General features: G+C 28.3%; 20 protein-coding genes. 10 read left to right on the forward strand and 10 right to left on the reverse strand.

Annotated features, from left to right (window positions below; all coding sequences use genetic code 11):
• The first annotated feature begins 27 nt into the window (after positions 1 to 27).
• A complete protein-coding gene (locus IPM32_17255) occupies positions 28 to 417 on the forward strand; it encodes a hypothetical protein (GenBank protein MBK8946997.1) in 390 nt (129 codons plus the stop codon).
• A gap of 223 nt (positions 418 to 640) precedes the next feature.
• Here the strand turns inward: IPM32_17255 and IPM32_17260 are convergent, their stop codons facing one another.
• Entirely contained in the window at positions 641 to 1,036 is a 396-nt protein-coding gene (locus IPM32_17260) for a hypothetical protein (protein MBK8946998.1), read from the reverse strand.
• A 175-nt stretch (positions 1,037 to 1,211) separates the two neighbouring features.
• On the opposite strand from IPM32_17260, the gene IPM32_17265 reads away from it, so the two are divergent.
• The 4 genes from IPM32_17265 to IPM32_17280 all read left to right on the forward strand — a co-directional run bounded on the left by IPM32_17265 (position 1,212) and on the right by IPM32_17280 (position 4,603).
• A complete protein-coding gene (locus IPM32_17265) occupies positions 1,212 to 2,351 on the forward strand; it encodes an acyl-CoA dehydrogenase family protein (protein MBK8946999.1) in 1,140 nt (379 codons plus the stop codon).
• Positions 2,352 to 3,104 carry a 1-(5-phosphoribosyl)-5-[(5-phosphoribosylamino)methylideneamino] imidazole-4-carboxamide isomerase gene (locus IPM32_17270; protein ID MBK8947000.1) on the forward strand — a complete coding sequence of 251 codons (753 nt, stop codon included), beginning with the start codon at positions 2,352 to 2,354 and terminating at the stop codon, positions 3,102 to 3,104.
• Between the two features lie 89 nt (positions 3,105 to 3,193).
• Positions 3,194 to 3,670, forward strand: a complete 477-nt coding sequence (locus tag IPM32_17275) for a universal stress protein (GenBank protein ID MBK8947001.1) — start codon at positions 3,194 to 3,196, stop codon at positions 3,668 to 3,670.
• A gap of 39 nt (positions 3,671 to 3,709) precedes the next feature.
• On the forward strand, positions 3,710 to 4,603 hold the full coding sequence (locus IPM32_17280; GenBank protein ID MBK8947002.1) for an SMP-30/gluconolactonase/LRE family protein: 894 nt from the start codon (positions 3,710 to 3,712) through the stop codon (positions 4,601 to 4,603).
• Between the two features lie 124 nt (positions 4,604 to 4,727).
• Here the strand turns inward: IPM32_17280 and IPM32_17285 are convergent, their stop codons facing one another.
• Both IPM32_17285 and IPM32_17290 read right to left on the reverse strand, forming a co-directional pair.
• Positions 4,728 to 4,874 (reverse strand): hypothetical protein, encoded by a 147-nt coding sequence (locus tag IPM32_17285; GenBank protein MBK8947003.1) that lies wholly within the window; start codon positions 4,872 to 4,874, stop codon positions 4,728 to 4,730.
• A gap of 44 nt (positions 4,875 to 4,918) precedes the next feature.
• A complete protein-coding gene (locus tag IPM32_17290; protein ID MBK8947004.1) occupies positions 4,919 to 5,521 on the reverse strand; it encodes a tetratricopeptide repeat protein in 603 nt (200 codons plus the stop codon).
• 248 nt (positions 5,522 to 5,769) lie between these two features.
• Between IPM32_17290 and IPM32_17295 the strand changes: the two genes are divergently transcribed.
• The 5 genes from IPM32_17295 (at position 5,770) to IPM32_17315 (ending at position 12,690) form a co-directional block, all read left to right on the forward strand.
• Positions 5,770 to 8,187 carry a DUF87 domain-containing protein gene (locus IPM32_17295; protein MBK8947005.1) on the forward strand — a complete coding sequence of 806 codons (2,418 nt, stop codon included), beginning with the start codon at positions 5,770 to 5,772 and terminating at the stop codon, positions 8,185 to 8,187.
• A 96-nt stretch (positions 8,188 to 8,283) separates the two neighbouring features.
• Positions 8,284 to 9,132: a DUF3078 domain-containing protein gene (locus IPM32_17300; GenBank protein MBK8947006.1), complete on the forward strand. Its 849-nt coding sequence runs from the start codon at positions 8,284 to 8,286 to the stop codon at positions 9,130 to 9,132.
• A 32-nt stretch (positions 9,133 to 9,164) separates the two neighbouring features.
• Entirely contained in the window at positions 9,165 to 9,560 is a 396-nt protein-coding gene (mscL, locus tag IPM32_17305) for a large-conductance mechanosensitive channel protein MscL (GenBank protein ID MBK8947007.1), read from the forward strand.
• 13 nt (positions 9,561 to 9,573) lie between these two features.
• Positions 9,574 to 11,094 carry an OmpA family protein gene (locus IPM32_17310; GenBank protein ID MBK8947008.1) on the forward strand — a complete coding sequence of 507 codons (1,521 nt, stop codon included), beginning with the start codon at positions 9,574 to 9,576 and terminating at the stop codon, positions 11,092 to 11,094.
• A gap of 108 nt (positions 11,095 to 11,202) precedes the next feature.
• Positions 11,203 to 12,690 carry an OmpA family protein gene (locus IPM32_17315; protein ID MBK8947009.1) on the forward strand — a complete coding sequence of 496 codons (1,488 nt, stop codon included), beginning with the start codon at positions 11,203 to 11,205 and terminating at the stop codon, positions 12,688 to 12,690.
• Positions 12,691 to 12,698: 8 nt separating this feature from the next.
• On the opposite strand, the gene IPM32_17320 is transcribed toward IPM32_17315, so the two are convergent.
• The 7 genes from IPM32_17320 to IPM32_17350 all read right to left on the reverse strand — a co-directional run bounded on the left by IPM32_17320 (position 12,699) and on the right by IPM32_17350 (position 19,674).
• Positions 12,699 to 15,995: a hypothetical protein gene (locus IPM32_17320; GenBank protein ID MBK8947010.1), complete on the reverse strand. Its 3,297-nt coding sequence runs from the start codon at positions 15,993 to 15,995 to the stop codon at positions 12,699 to 12,701.
• Positions 15,992 to 16,810 carry a hypothetical protein gene (locus IPM32_17325; protein ID MBK8947011.1) on the reverse strand — a complete coding sequence of 273 codons (819 nt, stop codon included), beginning with the start codon at positions 16,808 to 16,810 and terminating at the stop codon, positions 15,992 to 15,994. Before IPM32_17325 ends, IPM32_17320 begins: the two co-directional genes overlap by 4 nt.
• Positions 16,807 to 17,271 (reverse strand): hypothetical protein, encoded by a 465-nt coding sequence (locus tag IPM32_17330; protein ID MBK8947012.1) that lies wholly within the window; start codon positions 17,269 to 17,271, stop codon positions 16,807 to 16,809. Before IPM32_17330 ends, IPM32_17325 begins: the two co-directional genes overlap by 4 nt.
• Positions 17,272 to 17,427: 156 nt before the next feature.
• Positions 17,428 to 17,739 (reverse strand): hypothetical protein, encoded by a 312-nt coding sequence (locus IPM32_17335; protein MBK8947013.1) that lies wholly within the window; start codon positions 17,737 to 17,739, stop codon positions 17,428 to 17,430.
• Between the two features lie 143 nt (positions 17,740 to 17,882).
• Entirely contained in the window at positions 17,883 to 18,377 is a 495-nt protein-coding gene (locus IPM32_17340) for a DUF4402 domain-containing protein (GenBank protein ID MBK8947014.1), read from the reverse strand.
• A 242-nt stretch (positions 18,378 to 18,619) separates the two neighbouring features.
• Positions 18,620 to 19,141: a DUF4402 domain-containing protein gene (locus IPM32_17345; protein ID MBK8947015.1), complete on the reverse strand. Its 522-nt coding sequence runs from the start codon at positions 19,139 to 19,141 to the stop codon at positions 18,620 to 18,622.
• Positions 19,142 to 19,191: 50 nt separating this feature from the next.
• Positions 19,192 to 19,674, reverse strand: coding sequence for a DUF4402 domain-containing protein (locus IPM32_17350; protein ID MBK8947016.1), 483 nt, complete (start codon positions 19,672 to 19,674; stop codon positions 19,192 to 19,194).
• Between the last annotated feature and the right edge of the window lie 206 nt (positions 19,675 to 19,880).

The raw sequence follows: 19,880 nt of genomic DNA on the forward strand, positions 1-19,880 counted from the left end.
TTGCAAAATATTTTTTGGTATAAATAATTGATTAATTGTTTAAGAAGAATTATAAAAAAGTATTATGTTGTTACAATTGTAAATTACACGGCAATATTTTTTTATTTTTGTTATCCACTTTTAAAGTACAGCGAATCTCCGTTTCATCAATCCAACACAAATGATTTCATTTATTCTTTACCGATTTCGGAATTTGCAATTATTCCCGGGAAAGTAAATAGTCCACAAAAAACAAATGGAAATGAAACAAGTGTTGAAAATATTAAATATGTTCAAATTTCATTAAATGATTTTGATTTAAAATCTCATCTAAAATATTTTAATTATCAAATCGTTAAAACTGATTACCACAAATTAAATTTTGTTTTCAATCAAATAATTTCACGTGCACCTCCAAGTAATATTTTTTCAGTTTAAAAATTCCAATAATTCCTAAAAAACTAAAATTTACTTTGAGGTAAAAAATGTCAAATAATTTAAATGAAAATAAAGATGAAAAAATTACTAAAAATGATGTCGTGTTAGAATTGTTAAAACTGCTTGGACCAATAGTTTTAATTATTGCAATTTATTATTTCTTTTTTGCGTAATAAAAAATTTGGTTGTCTCAAAATATTTTGAGGCAACCAATTATTATAGTTTATTGTTTTTCCAGCCAAGCGATAGCTAAATTCGGATCACTGAAAACATTAACTTTTACTCCCATCCCTTGGTAACGTTCAATTATTTTTTTCATATTCATTTGTCCTACAACTTTTTCCGGTAAAATAATTGCCCAAAATTTCCAACCGGCTTTAAATATTTTTGGTTCCCAATTTGCATGTGCCCAATCCAAATCATCTTGCTTTAAAGCAGAATTTCCTCTGTCATCGGAAAGCCATTTTGTACATTTATTTTGAACAAAAACATCCGCAGCTTTAAGCATAAAATTTCTAAAATTATCACCAAATAAAAATTTTTTTATTTCGTGATGAACAATTCTTTTTTCTGGATAATATTTTAAAGTTGCGAATTCTGTATCAAGAACTGTTTGCATCAAACCTCCATAAATTATTTTTCACTAATTATAATCGGATAATTATAACTTATGTTAAGAAATTATTTCAAAATGTGATATTAATTTCACTCTGAAATCTATTCTTTAGAGATTTAACTAAAATATATTATAATTAAAATGTTGATTTAATTTTTCTAAACCTTATTGAGGATAAATGGTAAATAAAGAAGATTTAAAAATGCTGAGAGAAATGGTAAAAGATTTTACAGATTCGGAAATAAGACCTTTAGCTGCTCAGATTGATCAAAATGAAGAAATTCCTAAAGAATTGATAAATAAAATTGCAGAAGTTGGAATGCTTGGAACTGCTTTTCCTGAAGAATACGGCGGCGGAGGTTTCGGAGAATATGGATTTTGCATTGCTCAAGAAGAAGTTACAAAAGCTTGCGGCTCAACCGCAACATTTATTGGTGCGCATCAATCAATTGGAACAAATGCAATTTACATTGGCGGGTCAGAAGATTTAAAATATAAATATATGCATGATTTAACTGCTGGCAAAAAAATTGCAGCATTTGCTTTAACAGAGCCAGATGCTGGATCAGATGCATTTAATTTACAAACAACTGCAAAATTTGATGGAACAAAATGGATATTAAATGGTCAAAAATTGTGGATTACAAACGCAGCAATTGCTGATGTTTATTCGGTATTTGCAAGAACAGAAAAAGGCATTACTGGATTTGTGGTTGAAAGAAATTTCCCCGGAATTATTGTTGGTGCAAATGAAAAAAAATTAGGAATTAAAGGAAGTGTTACAAATACTTTAACTTTCGAAAATGTTGAAGTTCCTCAAGAAAATATAATTGGTGCTGATGGTAGAGGTTTTGCAATAGCTATGAAAACTTTGGATGCTGGAAGAATTGGAATTGGTGCCGCAAGTGTTGGCGCAGCAAAAGAAATGTTAAGACTTTCTGTTGAATATGCAAATCAAAGAAAACAATTTGGGCAACCGATTTCAAAATTTGAAGGAATTCAATTTATGATTTCGGAAATGACAACAAAAATTTACGCAATGGAAAGTATTCTTTACCGCGCTGCCGAAAAATATGATAATAAAGATGAAGTTATGCAAGAAGCCGCAATGGTTAAATTATTTTGCTCGGAAGCAGTTTCAGAAGTTGCTGATATGGCATTGCAGATTCATGGCGGAATGGGATTTTCAAAAGAATTATCGATCGAAAGATTTTATAGAGATGCAAGAATATTAAGAATTTTTGAAGGCACAAGCGAAATTCAAAAATTAGTTATAAGCAGAAAAACAATAAAAAATAATGGAATTTGGAAAATATAAATGAGAAAAATTTTAGTAATTCCTTCAATTGATATTAAGGATAGAAAAACAGTAAGAGTTGTTCAAGGAATTCCCGAACTCGATTGTAAGGAATATGGAAACGATCCGGTTGAAATGGCAATGATTTGGAGATCGGAAAATGCAAAAGTAATCCACGTTGTAGATTTTGATTTATCGCGTGAGCACTCAAGAAAAAATTTAGATTTAATCGGAGAAATTTGTAATTCGGTAATTATCCCAATTGAATTTGGTGGAGGTATAACTAATATTGATGATGCTGAAGAAATTTTAAACTTAGGGGTTTTCCGTTTAGTAATTGGTTCGCTTGCATTTTCTAATCCTAAAGAATTTAAGAGAATTTTTGAAAAATTTGGTCCACTTAAAATTTCTGCTGCAATTGATGTTGTAAATGATGAACTTGTAGTTCATGCTAGAAAAGAAAAAGCCGGAATTTCTGCCGTAGAATTTTCAAAAAAATTATCTGAAATTGGAGTTAACCGTTTTGTAGTAACTGATGTTTTACGAAATGGAATGCTTGATGGACCCAATATAGAATTATGCAAAAAAATTGCCGACGCAACAAATACAAAAGTTACACTTTCCGGCGGAGTTTCTGGATTTGATGACTTAATGAAAGTACAAGAAAATGCTGAGTGCGGAATTGATTCGGTAATTATTGGTCGAGCACTTTATGAAAATAAATTTCCGTGTCAAAAAATTTGGAGAGTTGCGGAATCTGGAATTTTTGATTAAGTTGAAATTATAAGAAATCCTTAAATTTCAAAAATAAGTTTTAACATAAAGAATATTAAAAATCCATGATTTAATATAGGAGGTACGAAATGGAATCAATAACAAAAATATTAGTTCCAGTTGATTTCTCCAATTATTCAAAAAATGCACTTCGGTATGCAGTAAACTTTTCCAAAAAATTTAATTCAAAAATTTATCTCGTTTATGTTGTTGAGCCGGTTATTTATCCTTCTGATTTCAGCATGGGACAAGTAACTTTTCCCGTAACGGATACTGAATTAAATGAACGTGCAAAAGAAGAATTAGAAACTTTAGCAAAAGAAGAGATCGGTTCTGAAATTCAAGTGGAAACAATAATTAGAACCGGAAAACCATTTGTTGAAATTAACGAAACAGCAAGAGAATTGGATATCGATTTAATTATAATTGCGACACATGGCCACACCGGAATGGAGCATTTGCTTTTTGGAAGTACAGCAGAAAAAGTTGTACGTAAAGCTCCATGTCCAGTTCTAACTTTGCGTGAACCTATAAAAGGATATAAATTTAATCCAAACGAAAAGTAATTTCTTAAATATTTAATATCGTTCTTTAATCAAAAATTTATGATGAAAATCATTCCGATTATTTTATTTGCGTTTTTTATAAATATAAATTCTCAAGAAAATATTGAATTTTCTGAATGGGAACTAGTTGTTTCAAATCAACAATTTCCCGAAGGAATAACTTATGATCAAAAAGGAAATTTATATTCTTCAAATTGCAACGGAAATTGGTTAACAAGAATATCCGAAACAAATATTGATACTTTTCTTCTTGCTTCAGATTCAACATTTCAAAAAACCAACGGAATGTTCGCAATACCGGATGGATCAATATTGGCAACTGATTTTGGAAAAGGTGTAATTTTAAAAATTGATGAAAATCGAAAAACGCATATTTTAATTAATGGATTTGAGGGGAAAAAATTTAACAGACCAAATGATTTGACAATTGATGAAAATGGAAATTTATTTTTTACAGATCCAAAAACTTGGGGACCCGAAATTTTTGACGGCAGAGTTTTCTATTATAATTTTTCTACTAATTTGCTTAAACAAGTTTTAGATAGTATTGCATTTCCAAACGGAATTGGAATTTCTCCAAAAGATGGAAGATTATATTTATCAGAATCCGCAAAATCAAGAATCTTAAGTTTTAAATTAAATTCTAATGGAACTTTAGAAGATAAAAAAATATTTGTGGTAATTCCCGGCGGAGATCCGGATGGTTTAAATTTTGATGAAGAAGGAAATTTATACGTTGCGCATTTTGGCGGTGGAAATATTTATGTAATTTCTCCCGAAGGAAAAATTTTGAAGAAAGTTAAAACTCCCGGATTAAAACCAAGCAATGTTGAATTTGCTGGAAAAGATTTAATGACTTTTTACATTACTGAAGACGAAACAAATTCAATTTACAAATGCAGAGTTAACAAAAAAGGATTTAATATTTTCTAAATAAAAAATTGCAAGATTTCCAAGATTGCAAAATTACAAGATTTGAAAAGAATGATTAATAAATAAAAACCTCCAAGATTTTGCAAACCTTGGAGGTTAAATTAAACTCAAAAGAAAAATTAAATTAAGCTCTCAACTTTTCAACAACCATTTTTTCATCCATTCCCAAATTTTTAAATACCGGTTTTAGATCATCTAAAGAATTCATTGGTCCGGATATTTTACCAACAAGTTTAGCAACATTTAAATATGAATCAATTCCCGGAATAATTTTAGCAAGTTTATCAAAATCGCTTTTTTTTCAGTCAACATCATTTAGTTTTTGTTATCTAACTTTGCAAGTGATGTTTTTGCGGTTTCCACTAATTTACTATTCGGAAATTCATTTACAATTTTCGTCCAATTTAATTTTGCTTTATCAAAATTACCTTTTCTTGCTTCCATTACTCCAAGATTATAAATTGCTTCAACACTTTTAGGATTTACTTCCAAAATTTTATAAATATAATTTTCAGCTTCAGCAAAATTATTTTGCTCAAATTGAATAATTGCCAAACTCATTAAAATATCTGTTCGTTTGGAATCCTTTGATAAAATTGTTTTATATAGCTCAATTGATTTTTGCGGATTATGCGAACCGTATAGTAAATCGGCATATTCTCTAACTTTTGCTGTATCATTTGGATTTTTGGTAACATAATCTTCTAGTGATTTTAATCTATTCTTAAATTCTGATGTTACGTTTTGTCCTGTTGGTGATTGAGAATTATTCAATTGAGAATGAACATCATCGTTTGGCATTTGTTGTTCCGTGAATGAAGTGTTATTTATAGAATTTTCGTTTATTGCAAAGTAAACAATCCCAATTATTGCAAGAGCAGATACTAATAAATAAACATGTATTGATTTTAATTTCATTTTTTCTCTTAAATTTATTTTTGATTTAAGAAAAATAATCAATTTTATTTTTAAGAATTGCTATATTATTTCTTTATCATTTCCAAAACTAGTTTTTATTTTTCAAAACTAAAATAGTTTAATTCGAATATTTAGAATTTATGTTTTTTTAGAAAATTAAAATTTTATTTTCTAAAAATTTATAAATTTATTTCAATATTATTATTAATTTAGAGCAAAATTTAATCAGCAATTTTAAGGTGATAAATATGGCAGATTTTGAAAAACTTGGTGCATTTTATTTGGGAAAAATTTTTGATCCAACCTCAAATACTCTAAAAGATGATTTGGTTCTTTATGATTCAAAAGATTTAACAACCCATGCAGTGTGTGTTGGAATGACCGGAAGCGGAAAAACCGGTTTATGTATTTCCCTTCTTGAAGAAGCGGCAATTGATAATATCCCGGCTTTAGTTGTTGATCCAAAAGGTGATATAACAAATTTACTTCTCACTTTTCCAAATTTGGAAGGAAAAGATTTTCTTCCTTGGATTAATAAATCTGATGCGGAAAGAAAAGGAGTTTCTCCCGAGGAATTTGCCGATTCGCAAGCCCAACTCTGGAAAAACGGTTTGCAGCAATGGGGACAAGACGGAAACAGAATTAAAATGCTTCGAGAGAATTCAGATTTTATAATTTACACACCAGGAAGTACTGCAGGAATGCCGATTTCAATTTTGGATTCTTTCAAATCACCAAGTGACGAAATTATTGATGATGGAGATTTATTTGGTGATAAAATTTCAGCAACAACTGCAAGTTTACTAGGGTTATTGGGAATTGATGCAGATCCTTTAAAAAGTAAAGAACATATTTTGCTTTCAAATATCATTCAATTTCATTGGACAAATAAAAAAGATTTGGATTTGGCAACAATAATTCAAAATGTTCAAACTCCCCCATTTACAAAAATTGGTGTTTTTGATATTGAATCTTTCTATCCAGAAAAGGAAAGATTTGAATTAGCAATGCAGTTGAATAATATTTTGTCTGCACCGGGATTTCAAACTTGGTTAACCGGAGAACCGCTTGATATTGATAAACTTTTATACTCAAATTCCGGGAAACCAAAAACATCAATTTTTTATACTGCACATCTTTCAGATTCAGAAAGAATGTTTTTCACTTCTTTACTTTTAAATCAGCTTATTGGCTGGGTAAGAACTCAATCCGGCACAACAAGTTTACGAGCATTACTTTATGTTGATGAAATTTTTGGTTACTTACCTCCAGTTTCAAATCCACCGACAAAAAAACCATTTTTAACTTTGTTGAAACAGGCAAGAGCATTTGGAGTAGGATTAGTTTTGGCAACTCAAAATCCGGTTGATTTGGATTATAAAAGTTTATCAAATGCCGGAACTTGGTTTATCGGCAGACTTCAAACAGAGCGAGATAGAATGCGTGTTTTGGACGGATTAGAAGGTGCAACTTTGGAAGGTGGAAGTAAATTTGATAGAAATGAAATTGATAAACTTCTCTCAAGTTTGGATAATAGAATTTTCCTTTTACATAATGTTCATGAACCTCATCCAGTTGTGTTTAATACACGTTGGGTAATGTCATATTTACGGGGACCGTTAACGAGAAATCAAATTAAGGAATTAAAAAATCCAAACTCCTCTGAATCCGAAAATTTAAATACTTCAATAAATTTAAATTCAAATAAAATTTCTGTAAATCCATTGCCAAAAGAAGTAAAACCAATTTATTTAAAAAGAGAAATTACCGAAACTGAAATTTCTAAAACTGTTTATCAGCCGTATTTATTTGCTCAAGCAGATGTTAATTTCCTTGATAAAACAAAAGGTATAGATTATAAAAAAACCTCAAGTTTTATTGTTCCAATTACCAGTGATGTAATTTCAGTAAAATGGCATGATGGTTACGAAATTAAAATAGATGAAAATATTTTAACAAAAGAAGCAAAAGATAATATTTCATATTCTGAACTCCCAAACTCAGCTAAAAACATTAAAAATTTTCCAACATGGCAAAAATTCTTTGAAGATTATTTAACAACTGATTACTCACTTGAACTTTTTTACAGTCCAAATTTTAAGCAAACTTCAAATCCACTTGAAAGTGATAGAGATTTTAAAATTAGATTAACTCAAATTACTAGAGAAAAACGTGATACGGAAATCGGAATAATTAAAGATAAATTTGCAAGAAAAATTCAAACTCTTGAAACAAAAATTCGCAGAGCACAAGAAAAAATTGATAGAGAAAAGTCACAATCAACGCAAGTAAAATTGCAGACAGCAATTTCTGTTGGTTCAACAATTTTAGGTGCATTATTTGGTAAAAAAGCAATAAGCACTTCCACAATTAGTAAAGCTGGAACTGCAATGAAATCTGCCGGAAAAGCAATGAAAGAAACCGGAGATATAAACCGTGCACAAGAAGAAATGGAATTATTAAATCAAGAAATGGTGGATTTGCAAGATAAACTTCAAGAAGAATTACATATTCTTCATGATAAATTTGATTTATCGATCGAACAATTAGAAACAATTAAAATTCGACCCAAAAAAGCAAATATTTCAGTAAAACTTTTTAATTTTATTTGGATTCCAATTGGAAATGAAATATTAAAAGATATTCAAGAAATTGAATTTATATAAATATTAGATTTGGTAATAATCTTTAGAGTTATATATATTTAGGTGATTTAAATCACACAAAAGGGGGATTTACTTATCACAAATTATGGAGAAACTATGAAGAAAATTCTTTTAATAACACTTGTGTTTACTATTTCGGTTTTTGCTGAAGATACAAAAAAAGATAGTATTGCACAAAAAACTTGGCTCCCGATTGGTGTTGCCGGATTAAATATCAGTCAAATTGCTTTGGATAATTGGACACAAGGCGGTGAAGACGCTTTAGCATTTACACTTTATGGCAATTTTGGTTTAGATTATTTTGATAAACCATGGTCATTCACAAATAAACTAAAATTAGCTTTTGGTAAAACCAAATTAGGCTCGGAAGATTATAAAACTACTGATAATGAAATTTTTCTTGAAGATCTTTTAACTTATAGTGCCGGATGGTTTGCAGATCCATATTTTGCAAATACATTTAGAACCGTTTTAGCAAATGGTTATGATTATAGTGGAGATTCTCCCATTCAAACTGCAGCATTTTTTGATCCGGGTTATTTGATGCAGTCAATCGGTATGGCATATAAAATTTCGGATAATTTTACAACACGTTTGGGTTTTGGATTTCAAGAAACATTCACAAGCAAATTTACTGGATATTCTGATGATGTTGAAACTTTAGACGAAGTTGAAAAATTCAAATTTGAAACTGGTATTGAATCAGTAACTTCTGCAAATTTTAAGCTTGATGATAATTTATTTTACACCGGCGAATTAAGATTATTTAGTGCTTTTAATGAGCTTGACGTTTGGGATGTAAGATTTGATAATATTATTACTGCCCAAATTAGCAAATTAGTTAATGTTAATTTTAATGTACTTCTTATTTATGATGAAGATCAAATTAAGAAAACACAAATGAAAGAAGCTTTACAAATTGGAATTGCATACGCATTATTTTAATCAATTAAAAAGAAAGGAGTAAAACCATGAGTATGATGAAAGAATTTAAAGAATTTGCCATGAAAGGTAATGTTATTGACATGGCAGTTGGTATTGTAATAGGCGGTGCTTTTGGTAAAATTATAAATTCATTAGTTCAAGATGTAATTATGCCTCCAATAGGAGTTTTATTAGGTGGAGTAGATTTTTCCAAAATGGGAATTGTAGTAAAAGCAGCTACAGAAACTACTGAAGCTGTTATTTTAAAATACGGTTCTTTTATTAATACAATAGTTGAATTTTTAATTATTGCGTTTGCAATTTTCATGGTTGTTAAAGCAATGAATTCGCTGAAGAAAAAAGAAGAAGCTGTTCCTGCTGCACCTCCGGCTCCAACAAAAGAAGAAACTCTCTTAACGGAAATTAGGGATCTTCTAAAAAATAAATAAAAAGGTAACCCAAATGCATAAGAAAATATTCTATTTAATTTTGTGTAATCTCGTTTTATTTTCATTTACAAATAATTTTGCACAATTAAATGATTATCCATATAAAATTGGAATTCATGCATCTGGTTTATTACCCGAAACAGATTTTAAAAATGATGATCTGAAATTATCTTTTCTCGGCAGAGCTTTTCTTCGTTTCAAAATTATTGATTTATTTGATATTGAAGCAGGTGCTGGTTATGCAAGACTTGCTGGAGAAGATACCAAAAATAATTATTGGGAAACTACACTAATTCCAGCGGACTTGAGATTGATCTTAAGTCCGTTTAATTCTAAATCAGTTAATCCATATCTTTATGGCGGAATTGGTTACGCAAAATGGAATGTTGAAGATAAGCCAAGCGAAGTAATTGGCTCAACAAAAGAAGATGGTGCAGATTTATATTCTCCAATTGGGCTTGGAATTGAAATGAAGTTATCAAATTCCATTTTGCTTGATCTTTCCGGAGGATATAACCAAATATTTTCTGATTATGTAAATTATGTAAAAGGCGGCGATTTTAATGACGGATTTTGGAATCTAGGAATTGGATTAATTTTTACTGGTGAAGGGGGAACTTCAGATTCCGATTTAGATGGATTAACTAAAGATCAAGAAATTGAATTGGGTACAAATCCGGATAATTCAGATTCAGATAATGATGGTTTAACTGACGGATTGGAAATCAATCAATACAAAACTGATCCGTTAAACTCAGATAGTGATGGTGATGGTTTAACAGATAATGATGAAATTAAAAATTATACGACAAATCCAAATTTAATTGATACTGATAAAGATGAAATAACAGACGGTGATGAAGTTTATCAAACTCAAACTGATCCGCTAAGAGAAGATTCTGACATTGATGGAATAAAAGACAAAATTGAATTAGAGGAATTTAAAATTGATCCAAACAATTCAGATTCAGATAAAGATGGATTAAAAGACGGAGACGAAATTCATAAATACAAAACTGATCCGGCAAAACAAGATACAGATGGAGACGGCATTTCTGATGGTGATGAAATTTTTAAGTTTAACACAAATCCTTCAAAATCTGATACAGACGGTGGAACTGTAAATGATAAAATTGAAATTGATAGAAAAACAAATCCTTTAAATCCAGAAGATGATGTAATTCTCAGCATTGAAACTCCAGTAATTTTAGAAGGTGTAACCTTTGAGGCTGGAAGTTCAGAACTTACTCCCGAAAGTGAAAAAATGTTATCACGAGTTTTAAATACGTTAAATATTTATCCTAAAATTAAAGTTGAAATTCGCGGATATACCGATAATGTTGGAAACGCACTTAAAAATCTAAAACTCTCACAGCAAAGAGCTAATTCAGTACGTTATTGGCTTATAAATAAAGGAGTTCCTCAAGAAAGAGTAACAGCTAAAGGATTTGGAAAAGAAAATCCGATAGCAGATAATTCTACTCCGGAAGGTAAGAGATTAAACAGAAGAATTGAATTTGTGAAAATTGATTAAGAATAATTATAAATAAAATAAAAAATATTTTTTAATGCCGAATTTATTTCGGCATTTTTTTCTCATCTCAATAATTAATAAAAATTCAAGCAAATCCGATTATATAATATGTGTCGAAAAATATTATATATATTAATTTTATTATCAAACATAAATTTTGCCCAATTAAATAATTATTCCATAAAATACGGAATAAATGGCAATTTACTTTTTCCAGATTCCGAATTTAAAAATGAAGTTTATGTTCTTTCGTTAATGGGAAAAGGTTTTGTAAAGTACGAACTAAATCAGAATTGGGAAAGCGAAGTTGCAATAGGATTTGGAAACCTTTCCAGTGTTGATTTCACAAAAGAAAAATGGGAGACAATATTAATTCCATTGGAATTTAAAATTAATTTCAGCCCTTTTACATCACAAATTTATAGCCCATATTTATTTACCGGATTAGGTTTACTTCGGTGGCAAGTAACAAATTTACCAAGTGGCGAATTTGAAAAAAAAAGTGGTTGGGATTTGCAAATTCCAATCGGCGGCGGAATTGAACTTGCTATAAATAGTAATTTGATTATTGATTTTTCCGCAAGTTATAATTTTACATCAACAGATTATTTAAATAATTATACAAATAAAAAATATAATGATGGATTCTATACTTTTGGAATTGGCTTTACATTTGTGGAAGGAGGAAATTTAAATGATCTTGATAATGATGGAATAATTACAAAACTAGAAGAAGAGATAGGAACAAATCCAAATAAATTTGATAGCGATGAAGATGGATTATCTGATGGAGATGAAATAAATTTGTATTCAACAAATCCAAATAGTTTTGATTCAGATAACGATAAATTAACTGATTTTGAAGAAGTAAAAAGTTTTTTTACTGATCCAAATTCTAAAGATTCTGATGGAGATGACATTTTAGATTTTGATGAAATTGATCTTTACTCCACAAATCCTAATTTGAAAGATTCTGATAAAGATGGATTAGGCGACAGCTACGAAGTTTTTAAATATCTAACAAATCCAACTTTGATTGATACTGATATTGATGAGCTTGATGATAAAAAGGAAATTTTTGAGACGAAAACAAATCCGAATAAATTTGATACAGATGAAGACGGAGTTTCTGATGGAATTGAAATAAATATTTTAAAAACAAATCCGCTTGTAAAAGATAATCATCAAAATTATTTACAATCACTACAAAGTAAAATTGTGGATTTAAATTCTTCATTAGAAATTCTAAATTCAGAAAAACCAGTAATTTTACAAGGTGTTCAATTTTTACTTGGTTCTGCGGAAATAAATTCAACGTCCGAAATTATATTAAATCAAGTTTTAAAAATCCTAAATGATAATCCAGAATTAAAAATTGAAATCCGTGGATATACTGATAACATTGGTGAATCAAATTATAATTTAAAACTTTCGCAAGTGCGTGCTGAAAAAGTAAAAAATTGGTTTACCGAAAATGGAATAGATTCTGGCAGAATAATTACAAAAGGACTTGGTGAAGAAAATCCGATTGGCGATAATAATACTTTTGAAGGTCAAGAATTAAATAGAAGAATTGAAATTATTAAGATAAAATAGATTTAAAATTATTTAATTGTGAAAACAAAATCTTCATTTACCTTATCTGAATTTATTGAAAAAATCTCCTTTTCAAATTTCTCCGGATTTGATTTTAATTTTATTTTTTCCAATTGTTTTTCATCAAGATAAATTAAATATTTGCCCGGAGCTAAACCGTAATAGTAAAAACTTCCGTCACTCATTGTTCTCACTTTAATTATCTCTTCAGAATTTTCCTTCTTAAGTAAAATGCTAATTCCTTCAATTGGAATTTTTTCTTTCCCAACATTTTTGAATACAAATCCATTTATTACTGCAGCTTCATAAAATGGAATGTTAATTTCTTTATACTGATTCGGATCGGAAATAAAACTAAATTTATCAATTACCGGAAACCATAACGGATTTTTATTTTTTCTATCAATTAGTTTTAAATCATATTTTGTATAAGATTCCAAATCATTTAAAATAATTTTTCCAGCTTCAATATTTTTTTTATTGCTTACTGAATTTACCGCAACATCCATGTCATTAATTAATTTTTCATTTTCATCAAAAATATTATTGTTGTTTTGATCAAGATAAAATCTTATTGCAGAAGCTGATCTTCCGACCATTCCCCTATTATGAAAATCGATTTGATTAAAAACACTGTTGTAATTTAGTGAGCCGTAAATTGATTGAGAAAATACTGATTTTGAAATATTGGTATTTGATCTTAAAAACGGAAGATCGAAAACAAAACGAAATTGAGTATCTGTAAATTTGGAAATAAAATTTATACTATGTGTTAGTTGTATTCTGTAATTTTGAAAAATTGTTGAAGCAAATGAAATATTAAAACTTTCGAATTTACTTCTGTTAATATTATAATAAATTCTTGAATCAATTATATTTCCGCCGAATATATTTGAAGGAATAAAAAAAGAATAATTTAAGCGCAAATTCAAATACTGTGAAGCAAAATCACTATTAGAAATTTTATAATAATTATATTCTAATGAAGGACTAATATTTTCGTAATCGTAAAATGTTCTGATTGAAAAATCGTAACGATTCAAATCAGATGCAGCGGTTCTTCTTCCTTTTGCAAAAATACTAAGCATGCTTTCGCCCAATGAAATTGGGAGAAAAATATTTCCATCAATTTCATTATTTATATTCGTCGGGTTAAATTTTTCATTTTTCTCAAAAATTTTTGTCCCAATATTAAAATTTGCAAGATCGCTGAAAACAGAATTTATCTCAAATTCATAAAATGCATTTGGTGCAATATTTAGATTTGCGATATAACTATCAAAAAATCTTGCAGAAGTTTTAGAATAAATTGATGAATTTTTAAAATCATCAAAAAACAAATCGGTACCAATCTGCGTTGTAATTCTATCAGTTAAACCATATGCAGAATTTGCTTGCAATAAATATTCATCAATTGAAATTAATTTACCAAAATTAAAACTGTAATCTAATTCACCTTTCGGAATTTGTGTGGTTGGAATTTGATATAATTTTCTTTCGAATTTTGTCTCACCATTTGGCCCGTATTGTTTAATTTCCAAAATTGTAGTGCCGTAAGAAAGCGGAATATCAAAATTATAATTTCCATTTTCATCTGCTTCAGTAATTTCAATAATTTCATTACTTTGATAAATTTCAACTTTCCAAAACGGTTTTGTTTTTTCAATAATTTTATGAGTACCGTGTAAACGCCTTAATTCTAAAGGCTCATTTGAAACAGATATACCTTTTAAATCATAAGATTGCAAACCAAAAGTATTTACATTTCCTAAAGTAATATTGCTGATTTTTCTATTATTTAAAATAGCATAACGCCATTTGTACTCTGCTTGATTATTATAAAAATTATTTTGAAATAATGAATAATTTGTTGTTAGTTGAAAATCTCCGCCAAAAATTTCATTGCCCAATCCAAAATCAAAATTATAAAATGGATTTTCATTTTTAATAAAATTACTTGTTAATGCATAATCTAAAAATCCACCGGTGAAATTATTTCTTTCTCTATCGAATTTTATTGGATAATTCACTTCAATAAGTTGGTTTTTATTATGAGAAAATTTCTGCTGATTTATAAACCTTTCTACCATTGGAAGTTGTATTGGAGCAGTAAATTTAACTTCAAGATTTCTTAAACTGATTTCAAATTTTCCATTTATTAAATTTTCAGCCAATTCTTTTTTCACAAAAATTTCCAACTCTGTTTTAATAAAATCATTTTTTAAAAAAAATATTTTTTCATCATTTTTTATTTGAACAAAATCTTCAAAATCAATAGAATTAAAATTCTTCCCCTCACTTAAACTTTGTGCTGATATTTTTTCAAATTCAGAATCTGAATTATGATTGATTTGAAGAATTGTTAAAATTTCTATCAAGGGCAAATAAACAACGTTATTTTTATATTTTGCAACAATCATTTCATCAATAAAACCTGCGTGCTTAAATCTTAAAATTAAATCTTCAGCAATTTCATTAAATTGTTTTTCTTCAATTTCCGACTGAATTTTAAAATAAAAATAATACGTAAAACTGCTCCAATCATTTCCAATTTTACTTCTTAATTTCCATCTGTAATTATTAAAATTTGATAACATATTTTGCTTAAGAATGAAATTTGTATCTGACAATTCTTCTTTGTGAATTTGAATATATTCTTCGCCTAAAATTCTTGATGTATTAATTCCCTCAATTACAATTTCATACAATTCAGCATTGGGATTTTTATTCCAAATTAAACTTGAATTTTTATTTTCAGAATTTTTCGAATCTATAATTAAGTTATTCTTACTAATAATTGCTGGCGGCAAAAGAATATTTTTTTCAACTTTAGGAAGTTTTTTATTTTCAGATTTAATTATAAAAAATGTTGTTTTAGAAAATTCACTCCAATTTGTTTTATTATAAGCTTTAATTTTTATTGAATATTTCTTGTCATATTCTAAAATGTTTTCCGGAAAATGAAATTCATTTATTTCTATTAAACAAAATTCGGGTGAAAAAAATATTACCTCATTCTCCTTTTCAATTTGAATTACATATCCATTTGCGTTTGGAGATTCTTTCCATTTGAAAAATGGTGTTATAGTATTAATTGTATAAAATGAATCAGAACTTGGGAAAAATAATTGCGGAGTTTTTAATCTTGTGGAATCTGTTAAAATATTATTTTCGGATTCTTTAATATTTTTTTTTGTTTGCGGATAATTAATTGAGAATAAAAAAAAAGTTAAGATTAGAAATAATTTTTGAAAATTTCTAAAATGTAAAAAAAACGATATATTTTTTTTGCAAAAAATTCTCAAGGAATAGTAAACTCAAAACTATTTGAAATATCATTTGGCGGAACCAATTTACTTTCCGGAATATCTTCTTTTTCATTAAACTTAATTAATAATTTTGCGGTGTAATTTCCCGAAAGAAATTTCTCCTTTGGTAAAATATAATTTCTTACAATATTGTAATAAACTGAAATATAATCTTGTTCTTCTAATATTATTTCTCCTTTGGAATTTGTAACAGAAAGATTAAAATTTCCATAATATGGAGAATTTCCCAATTGATTTATTTTATATAAAAGTTGAAATGTTTCTGTAGAATCTTTTATTATTTTTGCATTTTCTATTTGTAAATCTGTAAAGACAGAATCCGTTCTGTAAATTGCGGTTGTAACTTGATTTAGTACAAATTTAAGTTTTGCAGTTACACCGGTTCCATCACTTGTTGTTGTATCATTATTTGTTGGAGTTGAAGAAGTTACAATTCTTGTCCAATAAGTTCCCTTTTCAACATTTTGTGGAGGTTTAATCATTAAACGGATTGTTTGTCGCTCTTTTGAATTCAGCACAAATTTTTTAGGAAATGCTGTTATCCAATTATTTAATGAAGGATATTCCTCGTTCGGATTTTCTAAATATTTCATCGTTCTGTTTCCAAGTGAATCAGAAATCGGAAATCCGAAAATGAAAGAAATTGTAATTTCATACGGATCAAAAGATTCGTTTTGCACAATCATACTTCCGAATTTATTATTTTCATCCATGTAAACAACATAAGGTGAAATTATTACTTGTGCATAAATCGGTAAAGAAAATAAAAATATCAGAAAAAATTTTTTCATAAAAACTCAATTGTTAAAGTTATTGATCCGTTGTAATTTCCGGGACTTATTCCGGAATTTGATGAAATACTTCCGCCAAGCCAAATGTAAATCGGAATATAAAAAAGTGCGTTTCTTATTTCCAAAGGTGAATTTGGGTTAAAAATAGTTCTACCACTTTGTCTGTTATAACGCGACCAAGCACCGCTGTTACTTGCAAATTTTATTGGAATTGTATGAATTCCGTTTGTTAAAAAACTTGGGAGTTTAAAAGTTACCAACAAATCTGCTCTTATAAATTTATTATGATAAAAGTAAAACTGCGCCGCTCTTTCATCTGAATTTAAAATTGTTTCTGTGTATCCAATAAAAATATCGCCAAACTCCAAATCATTGTATTTATAAGTTACAATTGATTGGGAATTAACTTCAGCAAATACAATTACAAATAAAATGAAAAAGTATGATTTTGCTTCTTTCATAAATCAATTTTTTGGTATTTCAAATTAGATAATTTTTAAATTATTTACAAAAATAATATGTTGAAAAACAATCAGTTAGCGGATTTAATTGAAGTAATCTTTAAAGATTGGGAAATTGAAGTTTTATTTTGATTCAGTGAATTTCAATACGTTGAATTAATAAATTACGGTAACAAATAATTCCTTTTGTAAATCATAATTATTTTTTAAAAAAGTTTTTTGATTTCTTTCAACAATTTTCGAAGAAATTTCTGAATTGGGGAAAAGCTTTAATTTTTGCGAATTTTCTTTAATCGAATTATAAATTACTCTATCATTATAGTTGATTAAAATATTTCTTTTTTTCAAAAAATCATCACTTGAGAAAATAAATTTCTCCGAATTTTCTCCATTTTTAATAAAATTTTCGGAAGTTAATAAATTACTTTTTACCAACTTTATTCTTATTTCAACATTTGCAGATTGCATAGATTGACAAAATATATTTGCTGAAACAAATAAAAAAAGAATTATCAATATTTTTGAATATTTCTGCAATGTAAATTTTAATGTGATTGAAGTTTTTCAAATTATCGAATTTTCAAACAAAATTGTTTATTGCAAATCACAAATTAGTAAGTAACGGAAAGTATAAATAGTCCCACATAATCGCCAATTTCTTGTTTTGGATTTATTGTAATTTCGCCGCCAACGTAAATTTGCAGCTCGCCAATAAGTCCGTTTTGAATTAACGGTAGTGAAATTCCATCAAAAATTTGCTTTGCATTTTTTGCTTCTAAAGTTGGAATGAAAGTTAGAGTTCCTAATTTTCCTCCATATTTTGAAACCCATTCATAATTTGTAAGTTGAACTGAGCTGAATCTGATTGTAACATTTTTCCCAGGGTGACCGGTTACAATAAATTGTTTCCCTAAATTTGGTTTAATTCTTTCGGTAAAAGTGCTTCCGGTTAGAATAATTTCCCCAAAGTCTAATTCTCCGCTTCCGGATTTAATTGATAAAGGTTGAATAAGATTTGCAGTTGCGTTTCCGCTAATGTAACCGGATTGTTGCGCAAAAAAGGATTTTGTTAATAGAATTATAATTACTATGAATAATTTTTTCATAGTAAAAAATAGGCATAGATTTGAAATTTTTAAAGATTAAAAAAAAATGGCGTTAGATTTCAATTTTCTTATTATCTAACGCCACTGAGGACCCATGAGGATGTTAAAATTAAATTCTTATCAATTATCGGTACAAAATTTAAAAACTTTAATTTTATTCTGATTCAATATCTAAATAAATTATTATAAAAAACTTTAATTCATCTAAAAAGAAAATATCTAATTTAAATAACAAAGTTTCCTCAATATTCTACTGTTAATGAAAATGTTCCGTTATAATCTCCATACGGCTGATTACTATTTATTGTCAAATTTCCGCCAATCCAGATATATAATTTTCCTAAAGGATTAGTGTTACTTAATCTAACTCTTGAATCATTTCCTAAATTAGTTGCACCGATATAATTAATATTTCCGTTTGTGTGTCGTGCAACAGTTCTAAATCTGATTGTTCCATTTGTTCCGCCATTTATATTTACCCAATTATAATTATTCAAATATACATTTCTGGAATAAGAAACTGTAACATATCTGCGTCTAAATCCGGTTACTTCGTATTCAATTCCAGATTCCGGTATTTTTGATAAAGTTAAATTATTGCCAGTATATATTATTTCACCAAAATCTAAATCACCCTTAATTTTATTTAAAGCCAATCCATTATTTAGTGAAATGTTAATATCTACAGTTGCATTAAAATTAGATTGTGCAAATAATTTGCATGAAGATATCATTATTAAAAGAACAAATATATTTTTTAACATTTAAGTTCAAAAAAGTTTTGGGAATAATCTTGTTATTCCCGTTTAAAGTTTTAGTAAGCAACAGTAACTGTTAAACTACCACCATAGATACCAGCAGGAGCATCTGCTGGAACTGCAATACTGCCACTTAACCATAAATTAAGCTCACCATTTAAACCAAGAGTTTCTGAAGCTAAAACGCTTATTCCACCAGTTGGTGAATCAGATTCACCAGTTTGTGTAAATGACGGAGTAAAGGTTAGACTATTTAATCCACTAATTAAACTAAGTGTACTTGGGAAACCTATATTAACTGTAGCTCCACTGTGACCAGATATAAGAAAATTTACAACATTTGTTGGACTAATTACTTGAGCAGATGATGTAACAACAGCTTCATCAAATTGTAATGCACCTGTTACATTTGTAATTGTTAGTCCCTTTTTCAAGCTTATTTGAACATTTGATGATGCATTACCAGAACTTTGAGCAAACATCACACTTGTTGAAAAAATAAGTGCAACTAAAACAATAAGATATTTTTTTAAGTACATTTAATACTCCCTTTTGATTTGTTGAAATTAATTTTTGATATAAAAATTCAAAGTGTGTGCCAGATCACATTATTGCTAATTTCTACATAATCTTAATAATTTATAGGAGTTGGATTTTCCTGCTGTTTCAAATTGCTGTGGATATTCTTTTCTGTATTTTATTGGGACATTTATATACTTTGATTTTATCTTGCTTAAATATTTTT

Source organism: Ignavibacteriota bacterium (genome assembly GCA_016716225.1).
Taxonomy (GTDB): Bacteria; Bacteroidota; Ignavibacteria; order Ignavibacteriales; family Melioribacteraceae.

What these genes read in the sequence shown, in the direction of transcription:
- IPM32_17260 (MBK8946998.1), bottom strand. Translation starts at nt 1,036, where the DNA reads ATGCAAACAGTTCTTGATACAGAATTCGCAACTTTAAAATATTATCCA.
- IPM32_17310 (MBK8947008.1), top strand. Translation starts at nt 9,574, where the DNA reads ATGCATAAGAAAATATTCTATTTAATTTTGTGTAATCTCGTTTTATTT.
- IPM32_17350 (MBK8947016.1), bottom strand. Translation starts at nt 19,674, where the DNA reads ATGTACTTAAAAAAATATCTTATTGTTTTAGTTGCACTTATTTTTTCA.
- IPM32_17325 (MBK8947011.1), bottom strand. Translation starts at nt 16,810, where the DNA reads ATGAAAAAATTTTTTCTGATATTTTTATTTTCTTTACCGATTTATGCA.
- IPM32_17290 (MBK8947004.1), bottom strand. Translation starts at nt 5,521, where the DNA reads ATGAAATTAAAATCAATACATGTTTATTTATTAGTATCTGCTCTTGCA.
- mscL (MBK8947007.1), top strand. Translation starts at nt 9,165, where the DNA reads ATGATGAAAGAATTTAAAGAATTTGCCATGAAAGGTAATGTTATTGAC.
- IPM32_17335 (MBK8947013.1), bottom strand. Translation starts at nt 17,739, where the DNA reads ATGCAATCTGCAAATGTTGAAATAAGAATAAAGTTGGTAAAAAGTAAT.
- IPM32_17295 (MBK8947005.1), top strand. Translation starts at nt 5,770, where the DNA reads ATGGCAGATTTTGAAAAACTTGGTGCATTTTATTTGGGAAAAATTTTT.
- IPM32_17315 (MBK8947009.1), top strand. Translation starts at nt 11,203, where the DNA reads ATGTGTCGAAAAATATTATATATATTAATTTTATTATCAAACATAAAT.
- IPM32_17340 (MBK8947014.1), bottom strand. Translation starts at nt 18,377, where the DNA reads ATGAAAAAATTATTCATAGTAATTATAATTCTATTAACAAAATCCTTT.
- IPM32_17300 (MBK8947006.1), top strand. Translation starts at nt 8,284, where the DNA reads ATGAAGAAAATTCTTTTAATAACACTTGTGTTTACTATTTCGGTTTTT.
- IPM32_17280 (MBK8947002.1), top strand. Translation starts at nt 3,710, where the DNA reads ATGATGAAAATCATTCCGATTATTTTATTTGCGTTTTTTATAAATATA.
- IPM32_17270 (MBK8947000.1), top strand. Translation starts at nt 2,352, where the DNA reads ATGAGAAAAATTTTAGTAATTCCTTCAATTGATATTAAGGATAGAAAA.
- IPM32_17265 (MBK8946999.1), top strand. Translation starts at nt 1,212, where the DNA reads ATGGTAAATAAAGAAGATTTAAAAATGCTGAGAGAAATGGTAAAAGAT.
- IPM32_17345 (MBK8947015.1), bottom strand. Translation starts at nt 19,141, where the DNA reads ATGTTAAAAAATATATTTGTTCTTTTAATAATGATATCTTCATGCAAA.
- IPM32_17330 (MBK8947012.1), bottom strand. Translation starts at nt 17,271, where the DNA reads ATGAAAGAAGCAAAATCATACTTTTTCATTTTATTTGTAATTGTATTT.
- IPM32_17275 (MBK8947001.1), top strand. Translation starts at nt 3,194, where the DNA reads ATGGAATCAATAACAAAAATATTAGTTCCAGTTGATTTCTCCAATTAT.